Raw genomic sequence first — 26,204 nt, 5'->3', positions numbered from 1 at the left:
CGACATGACTTCCTCCCCCAACTCGCTTGCAACGCCAATCCAATCGTCTTCCGATTGGCTTTTGAACATCCCGCGCCTGTCGCAACAGCAGGGTATCCTGGTATCGCCGGGCGGCACTGGTACGGTCTCGTCCTACAGCCTCGTCTATGACGTCTACTTCCCATCCGCAGGCTCCAGCGGCTGGATCCCGTTCCTGCAGACGGATGCGACCAACGCGTCGGACGGCGACGTTTTCGGCAAGGTCGGTGGCGACAGTTTCGGCCTCGGCATCAACAGCGACTATCGCGGCGCTGCCAAGCTCGATGCCTGGAACCGCATCGGCCTGACGATCGAAAAGGACGCCAGCGGCGGCGTCTCGATGAAGAAGTACATCAATGGCGAGTTCGCGGCCGAACAGAAGATGACCGGCTCGCTCGCCGCCCGCTTCACCATCGACAAGGCCAAGGGCTTCCTGATCTTTACCGACGACGACGGCGAAACCTCCTCGGGCTATCTCAGCAACTTTCTGTTCATCGAAAAGGTCTTGAGCGGTGACGAACTCTCCGCCCTCGGCAAGGCCAAGCCCGAAGGCATCGTTCCGGACGCATTGAAGCCCGACGCGTTGCTGTCGAACGGCACGGAATTCCGCTTCGGTGAAGGCTCGACGACGCCGACCTTCGGCCAGGGCAGCCTCAGCGGCAAGGGCACCACGGTGACCACCACGACCCCGGCAACTGCGGGCATCCCGGCTGTCGGTCAGGATACGACGACGCCGAACCCGGGTTCGGTCACCAAGACCCTGGCCATCAAGGACATGATGGTGACACCGGACGCCGGCGACGTGACGATCGACCTGTCGCAGCATTTCTCCGGTGAAAACCTGACCTACACTGTGCAGAACACCAAGGGCGAAGTGCTGAAGGCGGTTCTCGTCGACGGCAACAAGCTGGTGCTCGACTTCGCCGCCCTCGGCCATTCCGATATCCGCGTCACCGCGACGGATGCCGCCGGCAACGCGGTGATCGACGACTTCCGCGTCCGCGTCGCCGGTGCGAACGCCTATACGATCGCCGTCTTCCCGGACACCCAGGATTACACTTCGAACGACGGCCTCAAGCATTTCTTCGGCGACATGACCCAATGGCTGGTCGACAACCGCCAGGGCCACAACATCGTCTTCATGACGCATGTCGGTGACATCACCCAGAACAACCTCTCGGGCCAGTGGGATATCGCCGAGGCAGCGCTACGCAAGCTCGATGGCAAGATCCCCTATGCGCTTCTACCAGGCAACCACGACCAGGCGAGCGGCGGCAGTGCTGCCGACCATACGTCGATCTATCTCGACCAGCGCTTCTCGCCGGACAAGCAGAAGGTGACCAACCCGGGAACGTTCGGCGGCGCCTATGACCAGGAGCTGATGAGCGCCCGCAACACCTATAGCACCTTCACTGCCCCGGACGGCACCAAGTGGCTGTCGATCTCGCTCGAATTCGGCCCGCGCGACGACGTGATCCGCTGGGCCGGCGACGTGATCGAGGCCCATCCCGACTACCGCGTGATGCTCGCGACCCATTCGCTGACGAGCTATGCCGGCCGCCAGGACAATCTTGCCCTGCCGCTCTACGACGAAGGTGCTGGCTACGACTACGGCATGCGCACCGACCAGCGCGGCGCCAATGATGGCGAGTATGTTTCGCGCGAACTGCTTTCCCGCTACCCCAACATCGTCATGACCTTCTCCGGTCACATCTTCGGCGATGGCGCTGAAACCGACATCACCTACAACCAGTATGGCGAGCCGGTCTTCCAGTTCCTGGTCAACTACCAGAACGGCGTCTCGCGCGAGATCACCGGCAACGGCAATGAGGCGAAGGGCAACAATGGCGGCAACGGCGCGATCCGCCTGATCACGATCGACCCGGACAACAACTGCGTCTCGACCGAGACCTACTTCACCGGCTTCGACGACTATCTCGACGGTTTCCGCTCCAAGCCGGAACTCGATCGCGACGGCCTGACCGGCTACTACCGGGGCCATCAGGAAGTCTTCGAGAACATCGATGTCAGCGGCGGCAAGGCGCGCGCAATGGCGGAAGCGGGCGACGACATCCTCGCCGACGCCGCAACCGGCACATCCTCGGCGAACGTTTCGCTGTCGGGCGGGAAGTCGCTGCTGCCGGCAAACGTCAAGAGCTGGGTCTGGACCGATGAAAACGGCGATGTCGTCGCCGAAGGCAAGGAAGCCAAGGCCGAACTTGATCTTGGCAAGCACAAGCTGACGCTGACCACCACCGACGTCAACGGCGTCAAGACCAGCGACACGGTTGACGTGATCGTGCGCGGCGACCGGACGCTGCTGGTCGAAACCTTCAACGACGGCAATGCCAACGGCTGGGCGACCGAAACCGGTGCTGCCAACGGCAACACCGGCAACTTCCTCCTGAAGGGCACCGTCTTCTCCCGGCCGACAGGCACGGCAGGCCTCGCCGCCCCGAAGGCAGCGCTCTTCGACCAGAGCGATGCGGCCCGCAACAAGCTCGTCTTCATCGGCGAAGGCTCGGCCAGCTGGAAGGACTACGTTTTCGAGGCGTCGCTGACGCAGCTCGACAACGACACGATTGGCGTCCTCTTCTACTACAAGGACGCCAACAATCACTACCGCTTCACCCTCGACGGCGAAACCAACCGCCGCCAGCTGGTTAAAGTCGCAAACGGCGTCGAGACGATCATCGCCTCTGTCAACGAGGGCTCGCCCTACAATATGGAAATCCCGCTGACCGTTGCCGTGACCGGCAATGCGATCAACGTCTTCCTCGGCGACAGGAACGTCTTCGGCGGTCCGATCGTCGATGCGACCCAGCCGCTGCAGGGCGGCACCGTCGGTCTCTATTCCAGTGGCCAGCGCACCTCGGTCTTCGACGATATCGTCGTCACCAAAGCCGACACCACCGCCAAGGCCGGCATCGACCAGCGGACCTATGACATCGACGGCGACGGCAAGGCTTCGGTCGTGCTCGACGCTTCCGGCTCCTTCGGTCCGAAGCAGCTCGTCGACTATGTCTGGACCGACCTCGCCGGCAATGTTGTCGCCACCGGCAAGACTGCCAACGTCAACCTCGACGCGGGTGTCAACAAGCTCCTGCTCAAGGTGACTGCTGTGGATGGTTCGGTCTCGACCGACCGCATCGACGTCACCGTCGTCGACCGCACAAAGATCCTCGTTTCAGAGGACTTCTCGAACGCCAACACTCTCTCTCGCTTCAACATCATCGATGAGGGTGAGTTCGGCGGCATCGGCCCGAACGGCAAGTCGTCGGAATGGCTGGTGAGCAATGGCAAGCTCATTCAGACGACCGACCTGCAGAGCCGTGAGCTCACCTGGTCGGGTGCCACGGCCGCCGACTACTGGAAGCGCGGCTGGAGCCCGCTCGGCGACGGCGTCAACGTCCTGCGTCTCGGCACCTATGCGCTGTTCAAGGATCCTGCGGCCCTTGCCTGGACCGACTATGCGGTCGAGGCGACGATCCAGACGCCGGACAAGGACGGCCTCGGCTTCCTGTTCCGCTACAAGGACAACAAGAACTACTACAAACTCGAACTCGATGCTGACGGCATTCTTGACCGCAACCCGGGCAACGGCGCCGGCAGCATCTTCAACCTCATTCGGATGAAGAACGGGGTTGAGGAAATCCTCGCACAGGTTCCGGGCAAGTACGAACCGGGCCAGGCGATGAAGCTTCGGGTCGAAGTCGTCGGTGACAAGATCACCGCATTCCTCAACGACGAGGCGCTGTTTGCCTATCCGGTCGGCGACCGTGGGCTCGATGCCGGCACCTTCGGCCTCTATTCCTGGGGCAATGCAGGCCTTACGTTCGATAACCTCACGGTTGTCGATCTGAAGTCCGGCCTCGAAGGTGGCCAGATCATCAATGGCACCAATGCCCGTGACGTGCTCGCCGGTACCGATGCTGATGAGACGATCTATGGTTTCGGCGGCAACGACACGCTGCTCGGCAATGGTGGCAACGACCGTCTCGACGGTGGCGATGGCGACGATACGCTGCTTGGCGGCGCCGGGCGTGACGCGCTCGTCGGCGGCAAGGGTTCCGACGTCCTGATGGGCGGCGACGACGCCGACATGATCGCCGGAGGGCTCGGCGACGACGTCATCGAAGGTGGTGCCGGGAACGATGTGCTCATCGGCGGCGACGGTTCCGACACCTATGTCTACGGACGCGGTGAAGGCTCGGACGAAATTGTGGAAACGGCGACGACGCCAGGCGATCGGGACGTTCTCGTCCTGCACGACATCGCCCGCGGCGAAGCCGTGCTGCACAAATACGGTGAAGCCGTCGAGGTCGAGTTCGTCAATGGCGAAAAGCTGACCCTGAAGGGCCAGCTTGCAGGCGGAGGCGTTGAGCTCGTGACCTTTGCCGACGGCACGGTCCTGAACCGTGCGGCGATCGCTTACGGCCTTGTCAACCGCGGCCCCGTGGCTGTGGCCGACACGCTGGCTGCCGTCGACGAGGATGCGGCATCTTTCCTCATCCCGTTCTCGAGCCTCATCGGCAACGACACCGATGCGGATCTCGACAGCCTGACGGTGACCGGCGTCACCGCGGTCGCTGGCGGTACGGCCGTCCTCGAACAGGGCGGCATCCGCTTCACGCCTGCCGGCAACTTCAACGGCGAGGCTTCGTTCCGCTACCAGATCTCCGATGGACGCGGTGGTTCGAGCGAGACGGCTGCCTCCTTCACGGTCAAGCCGGTCAACGATGCCCCGACGGCATCGCCGCTCGCGGTCGAGACCAACGAGGATACGCCGATCAACGGCCAGATCGTCGCTGCGGATGTGGACGGCGATGCGCTCAGCTATGCGGTCAAGGCTGGCGCCGGCCCCGCCAATGGCCAGCTACAGCTTGACGCAGCGACCGGTGCCTGGACCTACCGTCCGAACGCCAATGTCAACGGCTCCGACAGCTTCACGGTCGTCGTGTCCGACGGCAAGGGCGGCAGCAACGAAAGCACGGTCAGCGTCACGGTAAAACCGGTCAACGACGCGCCGGTCGCGGTCGCCGACACGGGAGCGGTCGCCGAGAACGAAACGGGCAGCTTCGATCTCGTCGCCAACGACACCGACATCGAGGGCGATCGCCTGACGCTCGTCGGCTTCGCGGTCACGGCAGTCGCCGGCCTTTCGTTGACGAACGCTCAAGCCGCTGCCGCCTTCTCGATCGTTGACGGCAAGCTGGTCGCCGACCCGTCCTCGGCCTTCGTGGCTCTCGAAGACGAGCAGAACGCGCTCGTCACCGTCACCTACACCGTGCGCGACGCTCAAGGGGGAGAGTCGTCCGGTGCGGCGACGATCCGGGTCGACGGCTACACCGAGTACAATGTGGTCGAAGGCACCGACGGCAACGACACGCTCGTCGCCACCGACCGCAAGGACATGATCGAGGCCGGCAGCGGCAACGACACTGTGCTTGCCGGTGACGGCAACGACATGGTCGACGCCGGTGCTGGCAACGACCGGGTGGTCGCTGGTGACGGCAATGATGTCGTCGAAGGTGGCGCCGGCAATGACGTGCTGATGGGCGGTGGCGGCAACGATGCGCTCAATGGCGGTGCCGGCAACGACCAGCTCAATGGTGGTACCGGCAACGACACGCTGAACGGCGGCACGGGCAATGACGTGCTGTCGGGCGGTGCAGGCAACGACACCTTCGTCTTTGCTGCCGGCGATGGCCGGGATGTCGTCCTCGACTTCGAAGCCGGGGCGCAAGGTGGCGACGTGGTCGTGCTCTCCAAGGACCTCTTTGCCGACTATCAGGCACTGATGGCCTCGGGCGCCATCACTGACGGTGAGAACGGCGCGCAAATCGCGCTTAACGACGGCTCGTCGATCACCTTCAACGGCGTCAAAACGGAGAACTTCGTCATCGACGATTTCCGCTTCGCCTGATGAAAGACGAGGGGCGGGCACCGTGCTCGCCCCTCTCACCAACATCCCTGTCATTTCCCTGTGATGGCTGACTGCTACCGCCGCGATCTCAACGGACCACGGACCATGCGCGATATCTCCTCGACCAAAAGTGCCAATCAATTCAAAGGCGTCTTTGCCGGATGCATGAACGCCTTCGTCGGCATCGGCCTGCTTAGCGCCGTCGTCAACATCCTCTATCTCACGGGCTCCCTGTTCATGATGGAGGTCTATGACCGAGTGCTGCCGAGCCGCAGCCTGCCGACACTTGCGGCGCTGCTTGCCATCGTCGCGGTCCTCTATGGCTTCCAAGGGCTGTTCGACGCCCTACGCGGGCGTCTCCTGGTGCGCATTGCCCATCGACTCGATCTGGCAATTTCGCCACGCGTCTACGATGCGATCCTCGGCCTGCAGCTTCAAGCGCCGATGAGCGCCCGCTACGCCCAGCCCCTTCGCGATCTCGACGCCATCCGCTCGTTCCTCTCCGGAAGTGGCCCGACCGCGCTCTTCGATCTGCCCTGGCTGCCCTTCTACATTGCCATCTGCTTCGCCTTCCATTTCTGGCTCGGGGTCACGGCACTCGGCGGCGCAATCGTGCTTGCAGCCATCACGCTGCTGACCGAGCTTGTCTCCAAACGACCCGTCGAGGAAGCCGCCAGGCATTCTTCCAAGCGCAGCCGCATGGCCGAAAGCGCGCGGCGCAATGCCGATGTCATTTCGGTTCTCGGGATGGGGCCGCATCTGCGTCGCCGCTGGCAGGATGAGAACCGCGCCTTTACCCGCGAGCAACGCCGAGCAAGCGATATCGCCTCCGGTTTCAGCGTTCTCAGCAAGGTGCTGCGCATGCTGCTCCAGTCCGGCATTCTCGCCGTCGGCGCCTGGCTGGTGATCAACCAGCAGGCGACCCCCGGCATCATCATCGCTGGCTCGATACTCTCGGCGCGGGCGCTGGCGCCCGTCGACCTCGCTATCGCCAACTGGAAAGGCTTCATCGCCGCCCGCCAGAGCCGGGTGCGTCTGCAGAAGACGCTGTCGCTTCTGCCGGAGATGCAGGGCCGCATGGATTTGCCCGCGCCGAAGGCGATGCTTTCGGTCGAGCGCATCACGGCGGTTCCCCCGGAAACCAGTGAATCCGTACTTCAGGACATCGTGTTCTCGCTGGAAGCCGGTACCGGCCTCGGTGTCATCGGCGCCAGTGGTTCGGGCAAGAGTTCGCTGGCGCGCATTCTCGTTGGCATCTGGAAGCCGGCCCGCGGCGCGATCCGTCTCGATAGCGCCACGCCCGACCAATGGCCGGCGGCAGCGCTCGCGCGACACATCGGCTACATGCCGCAGGCGATCGAGCTGCTTGACGGCACGATCGCGGAGAACATTGCTTCCTTCGAGCCCGACGCTCAAGCCGACGATGTGATCGCGGCTGCGCGTGCGGCGCGAGTTCACGACCTGATCGTCAGCCTTCCGGACGGGTATTCGACGGAAGTCGGCGAAAATGGCCGCGCGCTTTCCGCCGGCCAGAAACAGCGCATCGCGCTGGCGCGGGCGCTCTATCGCGATCCGTTCCTTGTCATTCTCGACGAGCCGAACTCCAATCTCGATTCCGAAGGGGAGGAGGCGCTGACCGCGGCAATCCTCGGCATCCGGGAGCGCGGCGGCATCGCCATCGTCATCGCCCATCGCCCGAGCGCGCTGATTGCGGTCGACAAGGTGCTGATGCTGGCCGCCGGCAAACAGCAGGCCTTCGGTCCGAAAGATGAGGTTCTCTCGAAGGTCTTGAGGCAGGCGCCGGGCAATCCAGGTGCGCTCAAGGTCGTGCAAACAGTAGAAGCAGCAAAGGCATGATGGACATGGACGATTGGCAGACACTGCGGCGCTCGATCCGCACGCATTTGATCGTCGGCGCGCTCGGCTTTGCCACGCTCGTTGGGCTTTTCGGCGGCTGGGCCATCGGAACTGAAATCGTTGGCGCCGTGATTGCGCAGGGTTCGGTTGTTGTCGAAAGCAGCCTGAAGAAGGTACAGCACCCGATGGGCGGCGTCGTCAGCGAGCTGATGGTTCGTGACGGCGATCGGGTTCGGGCCGGCGACGTGGTCATGCGTCTCGATGCGACGATGACGAAAGCCAATCTTGCGATCATCCTGAAAAGTCTCGACCAGTTCGCGGCGCGAAAGGCAAGGCTCGAAGGCGAGCGCGACCGTCGTGAACGCGTGGCTTTTCCCGAGACCCTGCTTGCACGCGGCAATGAGCCGGAGATCGCAGCTATGATGCACGCGGAGGAACAGCTTTATCAAAACCGGCGCGACGTTCGCGACAGCAAGAAGCGCCAACTCGAACGGCGTGTGCAGCAGCTGAACGACGAAATCCGCGGTATGGAGGCGGAGCGCGCGGCAAGCGAGCGGGAGCGGGTGTTGATCAAGGACGAACTCGACCGCTACGTCTTCCTGCATGACATGGGCCTAATGGAGAAAAGCCGGATCAGCACGCTCGAGCGTCAGGCAACCGACATTGACGGAGAGATCGGCCGCCTCACCGCGGGGATCGCCGGCGTTCACGAAAAGATCGCCGAGACGGCGCTGCAGATCATTCAGGTGGACGAGCAATGGGCGGAAGAAGTCGGCAGCGATCTGCGCGAAATGGATGCCCGCATCGGGGAATATGTCGAGCGCAAGGTGGCGGCCGAAGACCAGTTGAAACGGGTCGATATCGTGGCGCCGCAGAACGGGATCGTGCATCAACTTGCCGTCCACACGGTGGGTGGCGTCGTCGCGCCTGGCGAACAGATCATGATGATCGTTCCTGACATCGGCAAATTGGTGGTGGAGGCCAAGGTCGCGCCGCAGGATATCGACCAGATCTATTCGGGCCAGCGCGCCATCCTGCGCTTTTCCGCCTTCAGCCAGAAGACGACGCCGGAGATCAACGGTGCTGTGGAGCGTGTCTCCGCCGACGTCACCGTCGACCAGCGGACCGGCGCCAGCTACTACGTCGCGCGCGTCGCGATCTCGCCCGAGGAGATCCAAAGGCTTGGCAATGTGTCGCTAATGCCAGGCATGCCGGTCGAGACATTCATTACCACCGGTGCGCGCAGCGTTGCCTCCTATTTCGTCAAGCCCCTGATGGATCAGGTCAACCGCGCGTTCCGCGAGAGCTGACGCGCCCAAGCACCGAGTAATCTGACAAATCGCATTCGCCCGTCGGTATCGAAAGATATCGGCGGGCGTCCCGTTTCAGGCGTTCCGACAGATTTTATTCGCCTCATAGTTGCTGCTCGACCACTGTCTTTCAAGCTGTTTGTTCGGGAAGCGACCCCCCACTTTTTACATCGTATGCCACTTTAAACATTTATGCATACAAAATTGTCGACAAAATAGTTGACATTGTCGCCAACAGCTTCAAATCTAGGGTGGCTTGCTCACGAGTGGGCGAGAGCGCCGGCATAGGGCGACTGACGAGAAAACAGAGGGAACGACATGAAACTGAGAAAGCATCTCCTCGCGGGGTTGGCATTTACCGTCCTCGCATCCTCGGCATCCGCCGAAACGCTGCGCTGGGGAAGCCCGCGGGATATCTTCTCGCTCGACCCCTATTCCTACGGGAGCCCCTCGAACCTGGCCTTCCTCAACCACGTCTATGAGGGCCTGACGCGCTATACGCCGGAGTTCAAGGTCGAGGCGGCGCTCGCCACGAGCTGGGAGATGGTGAAGGACAAGGTCTGGCGCTTCCATCTGCGCAAGGGTGTGAAGTTCCAGAACGGTGCCGATTTCACCGCCGACGACGTCGTTGCCTCCATGGCCCGCGTCAGCCACCCGACCTCGCCGCTGCGCGGCAACATTCCGGCCTATGTCTCGACCACCAAGGTCGACGACTACACGGTCGACATCGAAGTGAATTCGCTGAACCCGCTGTTCCTCAACGACATGACCAACATCTTCATGTTCGACAAGGACTGGCTGGTCGACAACAAGTCCGAGCTGCCGACCGACGTCGGCGCCAAGGTCGAAGGCTACGCCACCTACAACACCAACGGTACCGGCCCGTTCAAGGTCGAGTCCCGCGTTCCCGACAGCAAGACCGTTCTCATCAAGAACGATGGCTGGTGGGATACGCCGAAGCACAATCTCGACCGCATCGAATTCATGCCGATCACCTCGGCCGCCACCCGGGTCGCGGCCCTGCTTTCGGGCGAGATCGACCTCACCGATGGTGCCCCGGTACAGGATCTGGAGCGCCTCAAGAGCTCGCCGGACATCAAGGTCGTCGAGCGCACCGACCTGCGCACCGTGCACATGGTCTTCAACCGCCACGAGACCTTCGCCGACGGTCGCGAAAACTTCTTCAACAACATCAAGGTACGCCAGGCGATCGACCATGCGATCGACCGCCAGCTCATCTTCAAGCGCGTGATGCGCGGCAAGTCGCATGTCGCCGGCACCATGGTCGCGCCTGAGATCCCCGGCTACAGCGCCGAGCTCGACGTGCCGACCGCTTACGATCCGGAACTCTCCAAGAAGCTGCTCGAAGAAGCGGGCGCCGTCGGCAAGGAGTTCACGTTCGTCTGCATGAACGACGAGAGCGTCAACGAGGAAGACGTCTGCAGCGCGCTCGTTTCGATGCTGTCGCGCGTCGGTCTCAAGCCGACCCTCGACATCGGCCCGCGTGCGGTTCAGGCGCCGAAGCGCGCCGGCGGCAAGTCCGACGCCTACATGATCGGCTGGGCCAACGAGCCAACCCTCGATGCCTATTCGATCCTGGTTCAGGTTCTCTCGACCCGCGAAGGTGCCGCCGGCGTCGCCAACTACGGCGGCTGGTCCTATCCGGAACTCGACGCCATGGTGAAGAAGGCCGCGGTCGAGATGGATCACGACAAGCGTCTGGCGATCGAAACCGAGGCGCTGAAGTTCGCCAAGGACGAGGTCATCATGATCCCGCTGCACCAGCAGCCGATGGCCTGGGCGATGTCCAAGAACGTCACGGACGTCACCATTCGCGCCGACAACAAGCCGCGCCACTGGCTGACGCGCATCGGCGATTGAGTTTCCTTGCCCCGGCAGAGTTCGCTCTGCCGGGCTTTCTCATTCAGCGAGAAACCCAATGATTGTCTTTCTCATCAAGCGACTGGCCAATGCCGTGCTGGTCATGCTCGCCGTTGCGCTGCTCGCCTTCCTGATCTTCCGCTTCGCCGGCGATCCGGTGGAGTTGATGGCCAACGAGCAGATGTCGCAGGCCGACCGCATCGAGCTGCGCGAAAAGCTCGGGCTCAACGATTCGTTCGTGACCCAGTTCGGACGGTTCGTCGTCAACGCTGCACAGGGCGATTTCGGCATCAGCTACCGCAACGGCCAGGACGTCATGAAGCTGATTGCCGAACGCTTCCCGGCGACGATGGAGTTGGCGCTGGTCGCAACCGTCCTGTCGCTCTTGATCGGTATTCCGCTTGGCGTCATCACTGCGATCCATCGCGGGCGATGGTACTCGGAGGGGCTTCAATTCGTCAGTATCATCGGCGTCTCGTTGCCGAGCTTCGTCGTCGGCATCCTTTTGATCCTTGTCTTTGCCGTAACGCTTGGCCTCGTGCCCGCTTTCGGCCGCGGCGACGTGGTTCAGCTTGGCTGGTGGAGCACCGGTTTGCTGACGGCTTCGGGTCGCGCGTCCCTGCTTCTGCCGTCCCTTGCGCTCGCGCTTTACCAGATCACTCTGGTCATGCGCCTTGTCCGCGCCGAGATGATGGAAGTGCTGCGCTCGGACTTCGTCAAATTCGCACGTGCCCGCGGCGTGCCGCGCTGGCGGATCTATTTCCGCCACGCGCTCCGCAACTGTCTGATGCCTGTCGTCACCATGACGGCGATGAACTTCGGCTCGCTGATCGCATTCGCGCTGATCACCGAAACCGTGTTCCAGTGGCCGGGCATGGGCATGCTGTTCATTCAGGCGGTGACCTTCCTCGATATGCCTGTCATGGCGGGGTATCTCTGCATCGTCTCCTTCATCTTCGTCACGCTCAATACGCTCGTCGATATCGCCTATGCGGTCATCGATCCGCGGTTGCGCGATGCCACCCGCTGAGGTCGCTGCCATGACAGATCACGTCCAGCAAACCACACCGCCACGCCGGCCCTCGCGGCTTGCCCGCTGGCGCCAAAGCGACCTCTGGTGGTCCTTCACCCACAAGCCGTCGGCGATCATCGGCGCGGTCATCCTCACCTTCCTGATCGTGACCGCCTTTTCCGCGCCGCTGATTGCGCCCCAGAACCCGTTCGATCCGGCCCAGCTCGAGCTCTGGAATTCCGAGTTGCCGCCAATCTGGGAGGCCGACGGCCAATGGCCTTACGTGCTCGGCACGGACACCCAAGGCCGCGACATGCTTTCGGCCATTCTCTATGGCTCGCGCATCTCGATCCTGATCGGCGTCGCCTCGGTCGTCCTTTCATTGGCCGTGGGTTTGAGCCTCGGGCTCGTCGCCGGCTATTTCGGGCGCTTCATCGACAATCTGCTGATGCGCATCGGCGATGTGCTCCTCTCGATCCCGACGATCCTGATCGCGATCCTCGTCAGCGCCGTCGCGCGCCAGATGCTGCCGCCGGAACTCAGGGACGTCGGTTCTGCCGCCGTGCTGGTGCTGGCGATTACGCTCAGCGCCTGGGTGCAATATGCCCGTACCGTCCGTGCCCAGACGATCGTCGAGCGCGGCAAGGAGTATGTCCAGGCCGCGCGTCTTTTGAAAACGCCGGCGCGGCGCATCATGCTGAAGCACATCCTGCCGAACACGCTGACGCCGATCCTGGTCGCGGCGACCTTGAACTTCGGCATGGCGATCCTGACGGAGGCGACGCTTTCCTTCCTCGGCATCGGCATGCCGCCGAGCCAGCCGAGCCTTGGAACGCTCATCCGCCTCGGCAACCAGTTCCTGTTTTCGGGCGTATGGTGGGTCGTGCTCTTCCCCGTCGTCCAGCTTTGCCTTCTCGTGGTCTCCGTCAACCTGCTCGGTGACTGGCTGCGCGATGCGCTCAATCCGAAATTGAGGTGAATAATGTCCAATCTCCTGATCCGTAACGTCAGGCCCAACGCCGGCGAAGCGACCGATATCCTCGTGCGCGACGGCAAGATCGCGGCCTTCGGCAAAGGTCTTTCCGCTGAAGGCGTAGCAACCGAGGACGGCAACGGCCATATCGTGATCTCTGGTCTCGTCGAAGCCCATACGCATCTCGACAAGTCGGTCTGGGGCATGCCCTGGCATGTCAATGCCAAGTCTGCGAGCTTGCGCGAACGCATCGACTTCGAGCGCGAGCAGCGGCTCGAAATCGGCATCGAGCCGCACCGCCAGTCCATGCGTCAGGCAATCATGCTCGCGGCCAACGGCGCAAGCCACATCCGCAGCCACGTCGACATCGACACGACCCATGGGCTTAGGCTGATGGAAGGCATCGTCGAGACCCGCAAGGCGCTTGAGGGCATCATCGACATCGAGATCGTCGCCTTCCCGCAGTCGGGCCTTGTCACTCGTCCGGGCACGGTCGAGCTCCTCGACCAGGCTCTGAGCAATGGCGCGGAAGTCCTTGGCGGCATTGATCCCTGCGGCATCGACTGGGACCCGAAGGGACACCTCGACGCGATCTTCGGCCTTGCCGACAAACATGCAAAGCCAATCGATATTCATCTGCACGAGCAGGGCGAACTCGGTGCCTTCAGCATGGAGATGATGTTCGAGCGCATCCGCGCGCTCGGCATGCAGGGCAAGGTGGCGATCAGTCACGCCTTCGCGCTCGGAGCACCGGATTACCTGCGCGTCGCCGGCCTGATCGAACAGATTGCCGAGCTCGATATCCGTATCGTCACGACCGGCTCACCGTCTTCGACCGTGCCGTCGATCCTCCGTTTGAAGGACGCCGGCGTCAAGGTCGCGGCCGGCTGCGACGGCATCCGCGATACCTGGGGTCCGTGGGGACAGCCCGACATGATGGACCGCGCCCGCATCCTCGGCATGAAGAATGGCCTGCGCCGTGACGTCGATCTCGAACATGCGCTGCATGTCTGCTCCAAGGGGGGCGCCGAGGTCATGGACATTAGGGGATACGGCCTGGACGTCGGCTGCGACGCCGATTTCACCCTGCTCACCGGCGAGACGCTGGCCCATGCCGTCGTCGACGTCGCGCCGCGGCCGCTGGTCGTCAAGCGCGGACGTGTCGTCGCTCGAAACGGTATTGCGGAGGTAGCAATCCCATGAACACCATCAAGGATTTGACACTTGGCCAACGTCCCGAGGGACGCACGCTTCTGACGGCGCAATGGGTGCTCGGTCACCGGGACGGTTCGCACCGGCTGATCCCGAACGGTGAGGTCGTCATTGAAGGCGGCACGCTGCTCTATGTCGGGCCACACTTCGAAGGCGACGTAGCTCGGCGGATCGATCTCGGGGCCGCGATGATCAGCCCCGGCCTGATCGACCTCGATGCACTTTCGGATCTCGACACGACGATCCTTTCGATCGACCATCAGCCCGGTTGGGCCAAGGGTCGCGTCTGGCCGCGCTCCTATATCGAGCGCGGGCCCTATGAGATGTACACGCAGGAGGAACTGGCGTTCCAGAAGCGCTTTGCCTTCGCTCAGCTTCTCCTGAACGGCATCACCACGGCAGCCCCGATCGCCTCGCTCTTCTACCGCGAGTGGGGCGAGACCGTCGCGGAGTTCGCCGCCGCTTCCGACGCGGCCGGCGATCTGGGTTTGCGCGTCTATCTGAGCCCGGCCTATCGCGCCGGCGGCATGATGGTGACGGCGCCGGGCCAGCTCGAAGCGATCTTCGACGAAGCAAGGGGCCTGAAGGGCCTCGAGGATGCCATCGGCTTCATCCGCGAGCACGAAGGGCGTCACGGTGGCCTGGTCAAGGGGCTGCTGGCTCCGGACCGGGTGGAAACCTGCACCGAGAAGCTTCTGATCCGCACTGCCGACGCGGCGCGCGACCTTGATTGTCCGATCCGCCTGCATGCGGCGCAGGGCACCATGGAAGTCGATACCGTTCGCCGCTTGCACGACAAGACGGCGCCGGAGTGGTTGGCAAGCTTCGGCTTCCTCAGCGACCGGCTGATTGCGCCGCATGCTACTCAGGCGACCGATAACGATCTGCGTCTTTATGCCGAAAACGGCGTCAGCATCGTCCATTGCCCGCTGGTTTCGGCTCGCGGCGGCAGCACGCTGAATTCGTTCCGCTCCGTCAAGGCCCGCGGCGTCAACATCGCCATGGGCACCGACACGACACCGCCGGACATGCTGATGAACCTTCTGGTCGGCCTGATCACCTGCCGCGTGGTCGAAAACGATCCGGGCGCCGTCAGCTGTGCCGATCTCTTCGACGCCGCGACACTTGGCGGCGCCAAGGCCCTCGGCCGGTCGGATCTCGGCCGCCTGGAAGCGGGTGCTCGGGCCGACATCGCGGTCTTCGATCTCATGGACCACCACATGGCACCGGCGGTCGATCCGATCACCACGCTGGTGGTCGGCGGTTCGGGACGCGTCACCAAGGCGGTCTTCGTCGATGGCCGTCTGTCGATGCGTGACGGCGAAGTGGCAGGCTTCGATATGAACGAGGCGCGCGCAAAGGCGCAGGCGCAGTTCGATGGTCTGATCGCCAAATATCCCGAAAGAAGCTGGGGTCACCCGCCGGTCAGCGAGATCTTCCCGCCGAGCTACCCTCTGGAGGTGCCGCGATGACGGAAACTGCTTCATCGGCCGTGCTTGACGTTCGCGGCCTCTGCGTCGAATTCCCCGGGCGCCATGGCACGGTTTCGGCACTCTCAGACGTTTCGCTCAGCATTCGCCCGGGCGAGATCCTCGGCGTCGTCGGCGAATCCGGCGCCGGCAAGTCGATGACCGGCCTTGCGGTCCAGGGACTGCTGGAGCCGCCCGGCCGTATCTCCGGCGGAGAGGTCTGGCTCGCCGGCCGCCGCATCGACCAGCTCGGCGACAAGGAGATGCAGAACGTGCGTGGCCGCCAGATCGGCGCGATCTTCCAGGATCCGCTGACCTCGCTCAACCCGCTCTTCACCATCGGCGCGCAGCTCGTCGAAACAATCCGCCTCCATCTGAAGCTCTCCAAGGCCGACGCCAAGGCGCGCGCCATCCAGCTTCTGAAGGAGGTCGGCATTCCGGCGCCTGAAGCGCGCTACGACCACTATCCGCATCAGTTCTCGGGCGGCATGCGCCAGCGCGTCGTCATTGCGCTCGCGCTCGCCGCCGAGCCGAAGCTGATCATTGCAGACGAGCCTACGACGGCACTCGACGTCTCGATCCAGGCGCAGATCACCTCGCTGCTCCGCCGTCTTTGCGACGATCATGGAACCGCGGTCATGCTGGTCACCCACGACATGGGCGTCATCGCAGAGACCGCCGACCGTGTCGCGGTCATGTATGCCGGACGGCTGGTTGAGATCGGTCCGGTCGGCGACGTGCTGAAGAATGCGCGTCATCCCTATACCCGCGGTCTGATGGGCTCGATCCCGGCACTCGGCCGTCGCGTCGAGCGCCTGAACCAGATCGACGGTTCGATGCCGCGGCTGAACGCAATCCCGACCGGCTGCGCCTTCAACCCGCGTTGCCCTGAGGCGGGGCCGCGCTGCCGCAAGGATCGTCCCGAGCCGGCCCCGGTCGGCAGCGGCGTTGCTGCTTGCTGGCTCAATGCAGGAGGAGTTCTATGAGTGATGCCCTGACGGTCAACGACCTGACCTGCAATTTCGATGTTTCCGCGCCCTGGCTCAACCGGGTGATCGAGCGCAAGCCGCAGCAGTTCGTGCGGGCGGTGGACGACATCAGTTTCAGGGTGCCGATGGGCGGCTGCCTCAGCCTCGTCGGCGAATCCGGCTGCGGCAAGTCGACGGTCGCGCGGCTCGTCACCGGTCTCTACCGGGCGAGCGAAGGCGAGGTACGGTTTGCGCCCGGCAAGAACGGGCAACCGCTTTCGGCGCAGATGATCTTCCAGGATCCCTATGCCAGCCTCAATCCGCGCTGGCGCGTGCGCAACATCATCGCCGAGCCGCTGCGCGAGCTGAAGCTTCGCAATTCGGAAGCGGAGATCATGGAGCGTGTCGGCGAACTGCTGACGATCGTCGGCCTCGCGCCTTCGGACGGAACCAAGTTTCCGCATGAATTCTCCGGCGGCCAGCGCCAACGCATATCGATCGCACGGGCGCTTGCCGGCGAGCCGGAGTTCCTCGTTTGCGACGAGCCGACCTCGGCCCTTGACGTGTCGGTCCAGGCCCAGATCCTGAACCTCATGCGCAAACTGCAGGACGAGATGGGGCTGACCTATCTCTTCATCAGCCACGACATGAGCGTGGTGCGCCACATGTCGGACCGTATCGCGGTGATGTATCTCGGGCGCATCGTCGAAGAGGCGGACACCGAAACGCTCTTCGCCAATCCACGGCATCCCTACACGCAACTGCTGCTTGAGACGATCCCGGACATTACCCATCCGAAGCGTGGGCGCAGTATCGCTGCCAGCGAGGTGCCGAGCCCGCTCAATCCGCCGTCCGGCTGCACGTTCCATCCACGCTGCCCCTTTGCGGACCAGCGCTGCAAGAGCGAACGGCCGGAAATGCGCAACTTCGCCGACGGTTCGCGTGCCGCCTGCCACCGCATCGAAGAGACGGCGAAGGCGATCCACGCGGCCTGACACATCGAGTTCCCTGAAGCCTTGGGCTCCGTGTCGTGTCAGTCGCGGAGCCTCTTTTTTCGGCCGATGTTCAGGCGACCCGAATTGCGGACGACCGTGTTTCGTATCCCTGTCGTCAGGCGAATGCTACGGTGCTAACCGGAATTCAACGAAATAGACCGATGACCATTTCCGGGCTTCGACACTCACGTTAGGGTAGGGGCCGAAAGCCGGGCTGCACTCCGCTTGGGGGGCTCGGTTGGGATCGAATGCGTTGATTTGAAGAGTTGGCTTATGAACACGACCTCCGACACCGATTTCCCCATCCTCAATGCCGTTGAAGCCCGCATTCTCGGCTGCCTGATCGAGAAGAAGGAAACGACGCCCGACGTCTACCCGCTGACGCTCAATTCGGCGCATGCAGCCGCCAACCAGAAGACGGCCCGCGATCCCGTCATGGCGGTCGAACAGGTTGACGTCCACCGCGCGCTCTCGTCGCTGGCGCAGAAGGGGTTGGTCCGCCAGGCGTTTGCGTCCAGGGTCGAGCGCTACGAGCACCTGGTAGCCAACCGCTTCTCGCTGACCTCGCCGCAGATCGTCATGCTGGGTCTTCTGCTTCTTCGCGGTCCGCAGACCGCTTACGAGCTCTGGGCACGCAGCGAGCGCATGGCGCGGTTCTCCTCGATCGAGGAGCTGAAGGACAATCTCGATCTGATGATGGGCCGCCGGCCGCCACTGATCGTTCAATTGAACCGAGGCGCCGGTCAGCGCGAGGACCGCTTCGCGCATCTGCTGTGCGGTGAAGTCGAGCAGCCGGCTGCCGAGAGGGCTGTGGTGTCTTCGGCTCCGAGTGGCTCGGCGCTATCCGCCCTCGAAGAACGACTGGAAGCGCTCGAGCAGAAGGTGGCGACGCTGCAGGAGCAGCTTGACGCCTTGATGCGCTGATCTAGCCAATCGGCACCAGCGCGAGCGCTACCGGACGGGGTGCCGCCCGGTGGCCCGTAAAGGCTTAAGATTTAGCCGGCGACGTCAGCCAGCCTGCAGGCCGGGTTTTCCTTGGCACGGGGATAGTCATAGGCGCCGACCTTTGAGGTGGCATAGCCGCCGCCGACCAGCGCTTCGGCTAGCTTCACCGCAGCGGTCACGCCGTCGATGACAGGCATGCCGGTGCGCGCCTTCAGGCGGTCGCAGAGCTCTGACATGCCAGCGCAGCCGAGAATGATTGCTTCAGCACCATCTTCCTGCCGCGCCTTGAGGATCTCCTGCACCAGCATCTCCTCGGTATGGGCGAGGTCCTCTTCCAGCGCCAGCACCGGCATGTCCACCGAACGGACCTTGCGGCAGCGATGACCGGCACCATAGGCGTCAGCCAGATCCTCGATGATCGGCACGGAACGGGGCAGGGTGGTGATGATCGTAAAGCGGGTCGCGATGTTCATCGCCACTTGCACGGCCGCCTGACAGATGCCGATCACCGGACCACGTGCGATCTCACGCGCAGCACCAAGGCCCGGGTCATCGAAGCAGGCGATGACATAGGCGTCGACGCCGCGCATCTCGCCCTTACGAATCTCTGCGAGCATCGCCGGTACGGCCATGGCTTCGTCGGCATGCCCTTCAATGCTGGCCGGGCTTGACGTAGGGTTAATGGACTCCAGTAAGGTATGAGGTGCTGCGACGCGCTCCGCACTGCGATGCGCCTGTTCGGTCATGGAGCGAGTGGAATTCGGGTTGATGAGCAGGAGACGCATGGATCAGCTCGTTTTCCGGAGGACGGTTGCGAAGGGGACGTCGGCCGTGGTGTCCAGAGTGCGCATCACGCCCCTCTCCTGGTCCGGCAGTTCAGTGAAATTAAGGTCCATCGGGGCTCTCAAGTGGCATCGCGCCCCGGCTTCGGGCCGGTCGCGCGGTCGTGTTTAAGCAGTTGCCATTGCACATCAAGTTGCGGTACACAATATTGTCTACAATTTTGTAGTCAATATCTAACTGCAGCTGATGGAATTGACTTTGAGCGCCGCACGGCGAGAGTAAGCGAACGGCTAAGGGAGATTTCATGTACAACGCGGACGAAGCCGCCGGTGCTCCGACGGCGATCATTTGCGAGAAGATCTGGCTTGCGATTGCAGAGCGGCGGCTACGCCCGGGAACGCGCTTGAAAGAAGAGCAACTTGCCGAAATATTCTCCGTCAGCAGGGCGCGCATCCGACAGGCACTGACCGCGCTGGAGCGCGACGGCCTGGTGACGATCATGCCGAACCGCGGCGCCTTCGTTTCCGAGCCCTCCGTCGATGAGGCGCGCGATGTCTTCGTTGCCCGCCGGGCCATCGAGCAGCGCGTCGTCGAGCGCTTGTGTGAACGCGCCAACTCCAAGGATATCGTCCGGTTGCGAGGCCATATCGAGGAAGAGCGCATTGCCGGCCGATCCGGCAATCTCTCTGATATCGTTCGGCTTTCGGGCGGTTTTCACCTTTTGCTCGCGGAACTCTCGGGCTCGGCCTTTCTCTTCGGCATTCTGCGCGACCTGGTCTCCCGTACATCCTTGATCACCGCGATGTACCGTTCGAACCACCTTCACAATTGCGGGCCGGACGAACATCTGGCCGTAGTCGAACACATCGCAGCGCGCGATGTCGCGAGCGCGATCAAGGAAATGGCCGAACACCTGAACCATGTGGAAGCGGAACTGGATCTGGACGAGGAGAAGGATCAGCCCCGCGATCTTCGCACCGCCTTGCTTTGACGCTCAAACGAACCAATTGCACCGCTGATAAGAGGAGGCGGTGCCTGCCAGCAGACTGAAGGAAGATATGACCAACCGTAGTTACTATGCGCCGCATGGCGGCAACCCGCCGCAAACCCAACTCCTTTCGGATCGCGCGGTCTTCACCGAAGCCTATGCCGTTATTCCGAAGGGGACGATGATGGATATCGTCACCAGCTATCTGCCGTTCTGGGATAAAACCCGGCTGTGGATATTGTCCCGTCCGCTCTCCGGTTTTGCTGAAACATTTTCACAATATATCATGGAAATCGCTCCGGGCGGTGGCAGCGACAAGCCCGAACTGGACGAGGGAGCCGAGGGCGCGATCTTCGTCGTCGAAGGCGAACTGACCGTTACGCTCGACGGCAAGGCGCACAAGATGCAGCCGGGCGGCTTCGCCTTCATTCCACCGGCCAGCAACTGGAGCGTTCGCAATGGAAGCGAAGCGCCGGTTCGCTTCCATTGGGTGCGCAAGGCCTATGAGTATGTCGATGGCTTGCCTGTGCCGGAAGCCATCTTCACCAATGAAGCCGAAATCACCCCGTCGCCGATGCCTGGCACCGACGGCAAGTGGGCGACGACGCGCTTCGTCGATCCGGCGGACCTGCGCCACGACATGCACATGACAATCGTCACGTTCGAGCCCGGCGCGATCATTCCCTTCGCCGAGACACACGTCATGGAGCATGGCCTTTACGTGCTCGAAGGCAAGGCGGTCTACCGGCTCAATCAGGATTGGGTCGAGGTCGAGGCCGGCGACTACATGTGGCTTCGCGCCTTCTGCCCGCAGGCCTGCTACGCCGGTGGTCCGGGCAAGTTCCGCTATCTGCTCTACAAGGACGTGAACCGCCATATGAAGCTGCGGGCGCGCTAAGGAAACTTACGCTAGGTAAGGCAAAACCGCGCATTCGACGAATGCGCGGTTTTCTATTTTCCTCAATGCGTTACTGGCGCTTCCGAATGGCTCGCTTGCTTCAATCCACCAATTGCGGATCGGCGGGCTGAAGGCTCCTTGGCTGCAGTCGCCGCAGCGTATTGCCTGCCGGGTTCTTGTCGAGGTGCAGCACGCGGGTGAAGAAGTCATTGCCGCGTTCGGTGCGTCCGATATTGACGATCGCGACACCTTGGAGTTCTTCGTCCATGAATTTCAGAACGCGCTGGTAGGCGTCGTCCTCAAGCGTGTCGAGCGCCTCGTCTATGATCAGCCACCGCGGCTTGTGCAAGCTGAGCCGGGCAATCGCCAAAAGGCGCTGTTCCGCTTCGCTGAGGTTCATCTGCTTTCGCGCATCCTGGTCAAGCCGGCCGCTGAGGCGACCAAGCCCGACCTTGGAGAGCACCGATGCAAGTTCACCCTTGCTGTAGCTATCGGCTGGACCTGGATAGGCGAGAACTTCGCCCAGGGTCCCGGGCGGGAAGTAAGGTGACTTCGGAACGAAGGCGAGGCCATCATCGACCGGCAGTGCAATGCGGCCGTGACCCCAGGGCCAAAGGCCAGCGATCGCCCGGAAGAACGGCGCCTTCTCCACCTCGGGCGCACCGGTGACAAGCACCCGTTCGCCCGGATCGATTGTCACGCTCTGCTCCCGCAGCGTGATGCAGCCCGTCGGCGAGACGATTTCGATATTGTCGAAACTCATCTGCGACGTTTCCGACGTCTTGAAGTCGATACGTTTGTCGCCCTCGTGCCTTTCGTCGGTCATCAGCAATGCGGAACGGAAGGCGGCAACGCGTAGCAGCGTGGCACGCCAGTCGGCGATCGCGCCGATGTTGTCGACGAACCAGCGCAACGACGCATGCACCTGGTTGAAGGCACCGACCGCCATCATCAGCCCGCCGAAGCTCAGGTCGCCGGCAAAGTAAACCGGCGCCGCAATGACGATCGGGGCAACGACCGTGATCCAACCATAACTGCCCGTCACCCAGGTCAGGCGTGTCACCGCGCGCAACAGGCCGTAGCTGATCTCGAGCACCGAGGCGAGATCGCGCTGCAAGCGCTTCTTTTCATTGGCCTCGCCTGAAGATAGAGACACCGCCTCGATATGCTCGTTAACGCGCATCAGCGAGAAGCGCAGCGCCGCCTCACGGGCATAGTGTTCACCGTTCAGCGCCACCAGCGGACGGCCGACCAGCCAGCTTAGCCACGAGGCCGTGCCTGCATAGAGAATGGCGGCCCAGACCATATAGCCGGGAATGGCGAAGGCGTAGCCAGACACATGAAAGACGAAGCCGTCGGACAGCGACCACAACACGCCGATGAAGCTCACCAGCAAAATACCCGATTGGAAAAGCCCGATTGAAAGCCCGGCTGACAGATCGGTCAGGTGGCGTGCATCCTCATGGATGCGTTGATCCGGGTTGATGCCGATTGCGCCGGCGTTCGCCAGACGAAACGCGCGCGAGGGGCGCATCCATTCGGTTATGAGATCTTCCGTCAGGCCCTCGCGCAGGCGCAGCTTGATGACCTGTCCGAGCCAGGTTTGCAGGACGTTGAGGACGAGAAGCACGCCAGCGATCTGGGCGAAGACGACCAACTGATGAAGAAAGGCGGGCAGGTCGCGTCGCTCGAGCGTGTCGTAGAACGGTTTGTACCATCGATTGAGGATGATCTGGCCGAAGGCTGTCACAACGATGACAACGACGATGGTTATGCTGAGCCAAATGATCTTGTTGCGTAGCGGCGAGGCCATGAAAGCCCGATGCATCATCCGCAATTGATCACCGAGGGATTGTTCGTCGCTGGGCTCTATCCGGCCGCTATTCTTGACGTTCGTCCGGTTCGACATCGGTGCGAATCTCTCCTTCCCGGTATCTTTAATTGGAATATAGCGTGCCTTACGCTCTCACCCTAGAGCGGATTGTCTAAGCTCACATGTAACCGCGGTCACAAAGGCCCTCGTATCCCGGCGCAAAATTGATTTGTACCATCCGAAAGCGGGTTCATAGTTTCGCCAAACGAGGTCGAAAAACGGCTCCAAGGGAGGAACCAGTATGTCCGCGCATCTCGATCAAATCCGCGATCAGCAAAGAGAAACCTGGGACCGCTTTTCAGCCGGCTGGAAGAAATGGGACGCTCTCGTTCTCGGCTGGCTTGCCCCCTTCGGCCAGGCGATGATCCGCCAAGCAGCGATCAAAGACGGCGATCAGGTGCTTGACGTCGCTGCTGGGACAGGCGAGCCGGGACTGACCGTCGCCGCCTCGATCCCGAACGGGCGCGTCACCGTCACGGATCTATCCGAGCGCATGCTTCAGGTGGCGAGCGAAAACGCCAGGAACCGCGGTCTGACGAATTTTGAAACCAGGATCTGCGAGGCCGGTGCATTGCCTTTCGCGGACGCGACGTTCGACGCTGTTCTTTGCCGGTTCGGCTTCATGTTTTTCCCTGATGTTGCGGCAGCAGCCGAACAATTGAAGCGGGTCGCGAAACCGGGTGCACGTGTTTGTGCTGCCGTCTGGGCCTCGCCTGACAAGAACATCTGGGCAACGACGATCATGTCGACCATTGCGCGCCACGTGGAAATGCCGAAACCGCCGGCGGGAGCCCCCGGCCTGTTCCGCTGTGCGCCCGAGGGCCTGATGACTGCCGTCTTTACTGACGCGGGCCTGCGAGACGTCCGTGAGGAAGAGGTCACGACCACGATGGTTCACGACACGCCCGAAGACTATTGGACCTTCATGACCGAAATCGCCGCACCCGTGGTGGCGGGATTGGGCCAGGCGGATATTGCAACGCGGGAGCGTATCAAGGCTGAGGTTCTGGATCTTGCCCGGCAGTCGATCCGGGCGGGCAAAGTCGAATTGCGCTCGACCGCGACAGTCGTCGCCGGTACGTGTTAGCCGCTAGAGCGCGCTTGCGCTCGAGGCTTTGGCGTGACGCGCCTGGGGCATGAACATTGCGCGGACTAGCGTGTCAGCGCTGGGTCGAGTGGCGCGGAAATCCGGCCATTTTTACCGGCGGCGAGCATCCTGGCCATCTCGTTGACCGCCGCCTCCCGCTGTGGATCCCTTCCTGCCGCATAGGCAAGCGGCGACGCCACCGAAATATCCGGCTCGATGCCAACAGCTTCGAGCCGAAGGTCGTTGTCGATCACCGCATCGGAAACCGCGAGTTCGAGCAGACTGTCATCCGGCAAGACATAGGCGCGGCCTGCGAGCAGGGCGCCCGCCGTCCGTTCACCGACCAGCGGGATGGCATTCTGCCTGAGGGCGTAGGCGAAGAGCTCCAGGCCGCTACGCGTACCTTTATCGATCAGCGCGATTACCGGCTTTCGCCAACGGAAGTTTGCGAGTGTCGCATCCCCGCGGCGCGGCACCAACCGGAAGGACGGCGTGTCGCCAACGAAAAGCTCCGCCGCATCGGCAGGGCCACCACCCCAGCGCCCGCGCAAGTCAACGACAACACCCTCGGCGTTCTTGAGGCGGCCGGTCGCAAGGGCTTCCGCGACAATATTGAGGCCATTGCGCGTTGAGAGCGTCCACATCCGCACGTAACCGATCTTGTGGCCATCGCGTTCGCTGAGTGCAAGACTTTTGTCGATCGCCCGCTCGAACATCGGCAGCGGCCGCAAGCGCTCCACCTGGACTTTCGCCGAAATCGATGCGGCATCGCGATGGCGTCGAAGCCGGATCTCGACGCTTCTACCTACCTTATCGGCGAAAGAGCCGATTTCCCGGTAGGGAAGCCCGTCAACCGACAGGATCTCGTCACCAACGAGCAGGCCGGCCTTCTCGGCGGGCGATCCATCGTAGACATCGGCAACGAAGCGACGATCACCGTCAACGGCCGTCACCATGCCGATGCCGGGATAGCGGACCTCGCCATCCGGCGGAAAGAGGCGGCGCACGTCATTCCGGATTGCGAAACGGAAAATGTCGGAGAGTTCGAAATAGTCGATCGTATCGGGCTTGTAGCGTCCGGTATGCGAGACCCGAAGGCTGGAAAGGACCGATGTGATCGCGTCGTCGACGTCGCTGGGTGAGCTCGTGGTCGCGATCGAGTGCAACCTCCCGTCGATTTGTGCCCGAGCAGCGGCGTTGAAGCGGGCCAGCGCCGTTGTGTCGTAGAATTCCTCATCCACCAGTTCGACGACGCGGTCAAACACAGGCTGGCCCGAACGCGTGACGTCGACTGCATGAAGAGCAGTCGGCTCCGACAGGAGCAACGCAATGGTCAGCAACGTACCTGCGAAGCCAGGGCGCATAGCTCGTCCTCCGGTTTCCGATCGCTCGATTATCGGCCAAACACGGCTTCTTGGGAGGCGGCCTGCTTGCAAAATCGCGTGATCTCGGCAGCGGACACCGTCCGCCCTGTCTGGTTCCGCTCGTTTTCAGATCGGAGTTCCCGGAGGCAGGCAAGGCATCGCAACGATCGTAGACTATCCGCGCGCAATTGGTGATTGCAATTTTATCGCTCGTTAAACGCGAAGCGATTAATCGACACCCGAATGGCGGTCATGTGGCGGACGAAGCGGCGCTGAGCAGATCGGGCCTCTGATCACTTTGGGTCATCAAAAAGAGGCGGCCGGATTAGCTCGTAGGAGCTATAAAATCCATTCAAACCAATCCGTTAATGGCGACAGATCTATTATGAAAATTCTGTAACGCAGTTGTCATATGCTTTCCGGTTTAAGTAAAAATCTAGCGGATTATGAAGATTTATTGACTGCGAAAGATTACGGCTTGTCTTTCCGCATTAGAGTTTGTTAACATTCGAATATAGGGGTTTCATTACAGCTTTGAACGCGGGAGGGTGGCATGCCGCTGTCGTCGATGCTTGATTCCAAGAATTCCCGACACCTCCGCCGAAAGTCAGCCGCACAGGATGGGCCACCTCCCCAGGAAACGGC

Annotated in this window: 17 protein-coding genes; 14 read left to right on the top strand and 3 right to left on the bottom strand. The window is 62.3% G+C overall.

What is annotated here, in order from left to right:
• Positions 1-4: 4 nt before the first annotated feature.
• The 11 genes from IB265_RS31585 (at position 5) to IB265_RS31535 (ending at position 18,545) form a co-directional block, all read left to right on the top strand.
• The gene (locus IB265_RS31585) at positions 5-5,944 is read left to right on the top strand and encodes an Ig-like domain-containing protein (RefSeq protein ID WP_192495720.1); all 5,940 of its coding nucleotides are present in this window, start codon (positions 5-7) and stop codon (positions 5,942-5,944) included.
• A 105-nt stretch (positions 5,945-6,049) separates the two neighbouring features.
• A complete protein-coding gene (locus tag IB265_RS31580) occupies positions 6,050-7,801 on the top strand; it encodes a type I secretion system permease/ATPase (RefSeq protein ID WP_192495719.1) in 1,752 nt (583 codons plus the stop codon).
• 5 nt (positions 7,802-7,806) lie between these two features.
• Entirely contained in the window at positions 7,807-9,111 is a 1,305-nt protein-coding gene (locus tag IB265_RS31575; RefSeq protein ID WP_057249710.1) for an HlyD family type I secretion periplasmic adaptor subunit, read from the top strand.
• A 318-nt stretch (positions 9,112-9,429) separates the two neighbouring features.
• Positions 9,430-10,992: an ABC transporter substrate-binding protein gene (locus IB265_RS31570; protein WP_192495718.1), complete on the top strand. Its 1,563-nt coding sequence runs from the start codon at positions 9,430-9,432 to the stop codon at positions 10,990-10,992.
• 58 nt (positions 10,993-11,050) lie between these two features.
• Positions 11,051-12,022, top strand: coding sequence for an ABC transporter permease (locus IB265_RS31565; protein ID WP_057249543.1), 972 nt, complete (start codon positions 11,051-11,053; stop codon positions 12,020-12,022).
• A 10-nt stretch (positions 12,023-12,032) separates the two neighbouring features.
• A complete protein-coding gene (locus tag IB265_RS31560) occupies positions 12,033-12,983 on the top strand; it encodes an ABC transporter permease (protein ID WP_057249545.1) in 951 nt (316 codons plus the stop codon).
• Between the two features lie 3 nt (positions 12,984-12,986).
• On the top strand, positions 12,987-14,180 hold the full coding sequence (locus IB265_RS31555) for an amidohydrolase family protein (protein WP_057249547.1): 1,194 nt from the start codon (positions 12,987-12,989) through the stop codon (positions 14,178-14,180).
• Positions 14,177-15,661, top strand: coding sequence for an amidohydrolase family protein (locus IB265_RS31550; RefSeq protein ID WP_057249548.1), 1,485 nt, complete (start codon positions 14,177-14,179; stop codon positions 15,659-15,661). Before IB265_RS31555 ends, IB265_RS31550 begins: the two co-directional genes overlap by 4 nt.
• A complete protein-coding gene (locus IB265_RS31545; protein ID WP_058320910.1) occupies positions 15,658-16,644 on the top strand; it encodes an ABC transporter ATP-binding protein in 987 nt (328 codons plus the stop codon). The genes IB265_RS31550 and IB265_RS31545 overlap by 4 nt, the downstream gene beginning before the upstream one ends.
• Positions 16,641-17,621 (top strand): ABC transporter ATP-binding protein, encoded by a 981-nt coding sequence (locus IB265_RS31540; RefSeq protein WP_057249550.1) that lies wholly within the window; start codon positions 16,641-16,643, stop codon positions 17,619-17,621. The genes IB265_RS31545 and IB265_RS31540 overlap by 4 nt, the downstream gene beginning before the upstream one ends.
• Positions 17,622-17,894: 273 nt before the next feature.
• A complete protein-coding gene (locus IB265_RS31535) occupies positions 17,895-18,545 on the top strand; it encodes a YceH family protein (RefSeq protein ID WP_057249551.1) in 651 nt (216 codons plus the stop codon).
• Positions 18,546-18,616: 71 nt separating this feature from the next.
• On the opposite strand, the gene IB265_RS31530 is transcribed toward IB265_RS31535, so the two are convergent.
• Positions 18,617-19,351 carry an aspartate/glutamate racemase family protein gene (locus IB265_RS31530; protein ID WP_057249553.1) on the bottom strand — a complete coding sequence of 245 codons (735 nt, stop codon included), beginning with the start codon at positions 19,349-19,351 and terminating at the stop codon, positions 18,617-18,619.
• A 302-nt stretch (positions 19,352-19,653) separates the two neighbouring features.
• On the opposite strand from IB265_RS31530, the gene IB265_RS31525 reads away from it, so the two are divergent.
• Positions 19,654-20,340, top strand: coding sequence for a GntR family transcriptional regulator (locus IB265_RS31525; protein ID WP_057249554.1), 687 nt, complete (start codon positions 19,654-19,656; stop codon positions 20,338-20,340).
• 67 nt (positions 20,341-20,407) lie between these two features.
• The gene (locus IB265_RS31520) at positions 20,408-21,235 is read left to right on the top strand and encodes a bifunctional allantoicase/(S)-ureidoglycine aminohydrolase (protein ID WP_057249556.1); all 828 of its coding nucleotides are present in this window, start codon (positions 20,408-20,410) and stop codon (positions 21,233-21,235) included.
• Positions 21,236-21,335: 100 nt separating this feature from the next.
• Here IB265_RS31520 and IB265_RS31515 read toward each other — a convergent pair whose 3' ends face one another.
• The gene (locus IB265_RS31515) at positions 21,336-23,144 is read right to left on the bottom strand and encodes an ABC transporter ATP-binding protein/permease (protein WP_057249558.1); all 1,809 of its coding nucleotides are present in this window, start codon (positions 23,142-23,144) and stop codon (positions 21,336-21,338) included.
• A gap of 205 nt (positions 23,145-23,349) precedes the next feature.
• On the opposite strand from IB265_RS31515, the gene IB265_RS31510 reads away from it, so the two are divergent.
• On the top strand, positions 23,350-24,195 hold the full coding sequence (locus IB265_RS31510; RefSeq protein WP_057249559.1) for a class I SAM-dependent methyltransferase: 846 nt from the start codon (positions 23,350-23,352) through the stop codon (positions 24,193-24,195).
• A gap of 65 nt (positions 24,196-24,260) precedes the next feature.
• Here IB265_RS31510 and IB265_RS31505 read toward each other — a convergent pair whose 3' ends face one another.
• Positions 24,261-25,559: a S41 family peptidase gene (locus tag IB265_RS31505; protein WP_057249561.1), complete on the bottom strand. Its 1,299-nt coding sequence runs from the start codon at positions 25,557-25,559 to the stop codon at positions 24,261-24,263.
• Positions 25,560-26,204 lie beyond the last annotated feature (645 nt).

The sequence above is a fragment of the Ensifer sp. ENS10 genome (assembly GCF_014852025.1).
Lineage (GTDB): Bacteria > Pseudomonadota > Alphaproteobacteria > Rhizobiales > Rhizobiaceae > Ensifer.
Note: the sequence above shows the minus strand (reverse complement) of the source record. Positions and strands in the feature narration are given on the sequence as shown.